A 5,628-nucleotide genomic window follows, 5' to 3' on the forward strand; every position below is an offset into this window, starting at 1 on the left:
GATTCTTCTTGGTTGGTTTAACAGTAGGAACATTATTTACAACTGTATCTGTTTGATAACCGTTACCAAAATCAACTTGATAAGCTGTATTCTCAAATGATTTCCCTGTATTTCGCAGTTCTTCCTTAGTTAGCATTGGATCAATAATTGTAACCGATTTTCCTGATTTAATATACTGGTTAAAATAGGCTTCTGGATCATCCACTAAAAATACTTGGAAAGCACCCTTAGGCTTAATTTCAGAACTAGCAAGAAAAGCTTTTACCTTATCATTATCAACGGCATCTATAGAATCATACTGATACACTGAGATACCAGCAACTTCTTGTCCTTCGCTGTCAATATAACGAATATCCGATTGATTAATCGTAACAGCCTCTTCTGGGTAATCATCAATTGCTCCGAATCCTTTTAAAATAGTAGATGGATCTGCCTTCATCCCCTTATATTGATCATAATCCAAGGTAATATGGTAGTAATTTGTCGAACCAACTAGAACTGGTTTACCATCAATGATAACTTTATCCTTATTGTAATTATGTTTAAGAGGTTGAATGAAATTATTATTCGGATTGTCCGGATCATTCGGTTTCCCAGGTGTTGAAATCTGAACAATGTTTGAATAACTTTCGTACTTATTGTTAATCTTTAATTGGAAGTTATTCTTGTAGGTCGCTCCATCATTTGTAACTTTTCCTACTAAAATTGGAGCTGGTACTTGTACTTCCTTACTTAAATCTTGATTAAGCTTAGATTTTAAACTTTCTAAGCCTTTCACCCAAACAACATGGCTCGATTCGTCATAAGTTAATTCAAAATCTGAGCTAACTTTTTTTGAAGCTTCAACATCTAACACAAAACCTGAAGGCAAGGCATCCACAATTTCAAAGTCTGTAATAGCTTCACGATTAGCTGGAAGAGGCTTAGTTGTTAATTCCCACTGTACCGTTGAAAGCTTAGGCACATAGCTTTTATCAATAGATTCACCAGAAGAATTTTTTACAAACTTTTCTAGACCAGGCATTGCCTGTAAGCGTGCATATCTAACCCTTACTGTTGGAGGGGATACTAAAGAAGGAATCTCTTTTTCCTTTATCTCCTCAGGTTTGGGTGGGAGTACCTCTTCAGGTTTTCCAGTTGGAGAATTGGGTGGAGTAGTTTCAACTTCATAAGTTGGTTTGCGAGGTGGATTTACTGGTGGAATGCTTTTCAACTCCGCCCCTTCCCCAAGAATTGTGAAGACAACGTTTTGAGCATTTCCACTCGCATTCTCTGCATCCCATTCAGCGGGAGTTCTTCCCTCTGTCGAACCAGGAGATGATGTGTGAAGGTACGTTAAACTAGAACCATACCCTACTGAAGCAAAGGAAGCCTTAGGAATATCTGAGGTATCATTAACTCCATTTTCTACTCCCTTCATAACGCGACCATCAAAATCCAAACCTGAACCACTTGGATTAAGAACCATTCCACGACCAGATGAGCCATAACTCAAATTTGAACCTTGACCCCAATCTACATCGGTAATAACTGTTCCAATTAAGAGGGAAACAGGAGTTGTCGTACCTTCAAGATAAAAATCAAAAATCAACTCTAAACGTGTATGATTATTATAAACAAAATAAAGACTACCACCATCTCCACCCTTAAGATAAATATCTGGATCTGTCACAGGAACACCATTTCGAACTTCTCCCTGATAGTCTCCTAAATCCGAAACCATGACTTTTGCCATAATCTTTCTACCATCTGTCAACGTCCCAATATTATGAATATAAAATGTATCTCCAAATGTTGGAGATTTAATTACATCGTAAGTTCCCGTACTGTCCTTACTAACTCGAGTTCCTGTGCCTCCTGTTACATAGGTATCTGCATGATAACCTAAAAAACCACGCATACTCTCTACTGGTAGATTATCATCTGGTACTACTGTAAAATCATTATAATAGTCTAAACTTCCCCGACCAGCTGAATTATATCCTCCATAAACTTTGAAACCTGTTTCAGATCCAAATAAAGGCTTGCTTGTTTGAATTGCCTCTCGTTCAGCTTTAATAGCTGCTAGCTTCTTTGTATAGTCTGTCAAAGAGCTTTCATAAGTTACTCTCTTGGCTTCATTTCGTTTTCGGATTTCTGCATTCTCTTGATTAATACGATCTGTTTCTGCCTGATTCTCTCGTTGATTTTTTTCATTCTCTGCACGAATAGCAGCATTCTTCTGATTAATTCGATTCACTTCAGCCTGATAAGAAGCTAAATCCTTTTGATATTGTTCCTTCTTCGCAGTATTTTCATCTTGGATTTTCTTTCGGTTCGTTTGATTTTGTCTTTGATCTTCACGATATTTTTCAGTAGCTTTCTCAATACTATCTGTTTGTGTACGATAATCACTTTCGACTTCCTTTTGCTTTTTTTCCAACTCAGAGGCTGTACTTGCAGTTCCTTTATCTACTACAGAATCAAATTCCACCTTCAATCCAGCTTCCTGTGCCTTACGAATAGTTTCATCTAAACTGGAATGAGAAATAGAAACTTCTAACGTTCCTGTTTTTTCTTCACTCTTTCCTTGATTTTCAGTAGAAATACTACTTGGACTCGTCTGGGCATAAGGCGCATTTGTGGCCTTATTTTCAGTTCGCTCATCTGCCATAACTGGACTTATCATACTTAAAGCTGCTAAACCTAGTATCACTCCACAAGTTCCATAAATTTTTGATTTCCGAATAGATCCATATGTTTTTGTTTCTCTTACTTTGTGCATTCTATCTCCTTATCTAAACTATTAATCAATATAAAATCTCAAATGTTGGCGCCCGAGGCCTCTTATAATATAAAATCATCTCTTTCCTTTCCAAAAGAAAAAAGCCAGTTTTCACTGACTTTTCTATACAATATTGTAATGAATTTTAAGAAATCCACTTACCAGAATAATCTAAACGATAACCACCAATCGTCTCATTTTTTGCCATCTTACCATCTGCTTTCAAATAATACCAAGCACTTCCGTCTTTGAACCATTGATCTCTCAGATAACTTCCATCTGATTTGAGATAATACCAAGCTTTATAATCGGAATCATATACCCACTCACTTTGTGCCATTTTTCCATCTGACTTAAGGTAATAGCTTCCTTGCCAGCTATTTTGTGCATAGCTTCCATCTGATTTGAGATAGTACCAAGCTTTATAGCTGGAATCGTATAACCACTCACTTTGTGCCATTTTCCCATCTGACTTAAGGTAGTAGCTTCCTTGCCAACTATTTTGTGCGTAACTTCCATCTGACTTGAGATAGTACCAAGCTTTATAGCTTGTATCATAAACCCATTCATTACGTGCCATCACACCATTTGATTTGAGATAATAGTTTCCCTTCCAACCACTGACAAGAGCTTTTCCTGCATGATCAAAATAATACCAATAACTCCCCTCTTGCTTCCATTGGTCACGCCAATCAGATGTGTTTTCAATCGGTTTAGTAGGCTCAGCTGAGCCAGCGCTTGGTTTACTTGGTTCTGTCACAGTAGCTGAACCTTGGTTAGACTGCCCTTGAGATCCTTTACTATCTGCTTGTTTTTGAAAATCTTGATAAATTTTTTCCTTGGCTTTGTAGTCTTCCTCTAGCTTTTTGATTGCTTGACGGTGATTGACACTAGTTGGATCACTCACAGCAGCCGTGCTAAAGCTTGATTTGCTTGCACGCTTGATATCTTCTTGGGAAACCGTGATAAAATGGGCTGAACTAACAGAAGAACGACTAGAGAATGAAAGCCCAAAATAATCTTTTGAGTTCACATTTCCCCAGTTCAAGCCAGCAATACTCTGAGCATGCATCCACTCAGTATCATTGAACATAAACTCTATCATCCCAATATAGATAGCCTCTTTTAACTGAGCCTTGTTAGCTGTTTTGAAACCAGGTAGACGAGAAGCTAGATTTTCATAGTTTTGCTCCCCTTTTTTCTCTTCTTCAGAATTGGTTGTAGGCAGTCCATATTCTCTCGCCACATGATTGATTCCAGTCGCATCATGACCAAGTGTACCAGATACGCTCATTTTATCCCAACCCCAGTTATCTTGAACATATGCTTTCGCCACCTTATCTGCAAAGTCAAGTGCCGAAATTGAAACACTGACTCTAGGTGTTCCAACCTGAGAACGAACTTGGTTAATTAAATCTTGGGCAAAAAATGACAACTCCTGACGAACAGCTAGTGGTAGATTGTTGACATCCAGACGCTCTCCCTCATCAGCAACATCTTTATGAAAGCTATTTTGATTCTTTAATCTCAAACTTTCTGACTGCAAGATAGATTTCGCTCTATCACGTTCAGTCTGGCTAATATTAAAATCAGAAAAAGTCGTCTTCAAAGCCTTTATATACTTATCGCTCAATGTAATCGTATTGCTAGGTGCAGATGATAAAGCATTGTCATAGATACTTTTAGCTTGTTCATATTCTCTCTTTGCTTTAATCAATTCACTTTTTAAATTCTCTACTTGACTGCTTGTTGTACTATTCGCATACACAGGTTGACTATTTCCTAACCCAAGCAAAGTTACGCTAGCAGTTGTTGCTAAGATAGTTGTTCTCAATTTCATAATCTTATCTCCTTTTTGTTTAAAAACGTTCTTAAAATATTTATTTTATACTTTTATTTTACCATTTTTAGAGGTTTTTCTCAATTTTTTCTTGATTTTCATTCATCTATCCGCTTAATCAAAGATAGGACGTTTAAAACAGTTCAAATCTCCTCTCCTTGATGAAACAGATAGATGAGGCTCTATCTGTTTAATGCTTCGTTGGACGATGATATCCTTTACCAGTCAGTAGTAAACGATTGGTATTTCCTTGTTTAATGCGTCTAGCCACTAAAACATCACCTCGTTTGATGGTGCGAATCTCTTTATAAATTTTTGAATATTCTACAATCATCCAAACCGTTTCTAGTTTACCTGCTAGATATCCGTTTTTAGATACCAAACCATATCTGCTAGTTAATTTGATTTCATCACCATTATCAAGTCTTGCGGTTGCATTCCCTTGATTTCCTAAGCGTCTAAGGTCAGCTAAAGTGACCTCTGTAACTAATTTTGATTGATTCATCTTGTCTCCTCCTTACTGAATCAAGGCTGATTTACAGCCATGCCGAGGTATGACGTACATACCTGCTGTATTTTTTACACACGGTTTTAAGTCTAGAAACCGCAAACTCCTTCAGCTTAGGCTTTGCCTGCTTTTACGTGGTGGAACAGCACTAGATATCCTTTTCTAGCCTACACACCGCCCTTGTTCTTCTTTTTATGCTTAGTTCCGCTAATCAGGACAGTGGGGGTATTCAATTTTCAAAGGTCAAAAGTAGTTTTATGACTTGCTCAGGTCAAAAAAGCTAGATTTAGTCTCATGTCATCTATAGCTTATACTCAATGAAAATCAAAGAGCAAACTAGGAAGCTAGCCGCAGGCTGCTCAAAGTACAGCTTTGAGGTTGCAGATAAAACTGACGAAGTCAGCTCAAAACACTGTTTTGAGGTTGTGGATAGAACTGACGAAGTCAGTAACTATATCTACAGCAAGGCAAAGCTGACGTGGTTTGAAGAGATTTTCGAAGAGTATTAGTGATAAA

The 5,628-nt window shown here is 37.5% G+C and carries 4 protein-coding genes; 1 reads left to right on the plus strand and 3 read right to left on the minus strand.

Annotation, left to right across the window (positions count from 1 at the left end; all coding sequences use genetic code 11):
- The 3 genes from HT719_RS10375 to HT719_RS10385 all read right to left on the minus strand — a co-directional run.
- The coding region (locus HT719_RS10375) for an SspB-related isopeptide-forming adhesin (RefSeq protein ID WP_345790048.1) at nt 1–2,764 on the minus strand (2,764 nt) is incomplete at its 3' end.
- A 145-nt stretch (nt 2,765–2,909) separates the two neighbouring features.
- On the minus strand, nt 2,910–4,604 hold the full coding sequence (locus HT719_RS10380; RefSeq protein WP_172929142.1) for an SEC10/PgrA surface exclusion domain-containing protein: 1,695 nt from the start codon (nt 4,602–4,604) through the stop codon (nt 2,910–2,912).
- A 190-nt stretch (nt 4,605–4,794) separates the two neighbouring features.
- The gene (locus tag HT719_RS10385; protein WP_050254393.1) at nt 4,795–5,109 is read right to left on the minus strand and encodes a hypothetical protein; all 315 of its coding nucleotides are present in this window, start codon (nt 5,107–5,109) and stop codon (nt 4,795–4,797) included.
- 320 nt (nt 5,110–5,429) lie between these two features.
- Here HT719_RS10385 and HT719_RS11800 point away from each other — a divergent pair, with 320 nt between their 5' ends.
- Nucleotides 5,430–5,621 carry a hypothetical protein gene (locus HT719_RS11800; RefSeq protein ID WP_240156576.1) on the plus strand — a complete coding sequence of 64 codons (192 nt, stop codon included), beginning with the start codon at nt 5,430–5,432 and terminating at the stop codon, nt 5,619–5,621.
- The last annotated feature ends 7 nt before the right edge of the window (nt 5,622–5,628 follow it).

This window comes from Streptococcus sp. k-378, from assembly GCF_013277505.1.
Taxonomy (GTDB): domain Bacteria; phylum Bacillota; class Bacilli; order Lactobacillales; family Streptococcaceae; genus Streptococcus; species Streptococcus pseudopneumoniae.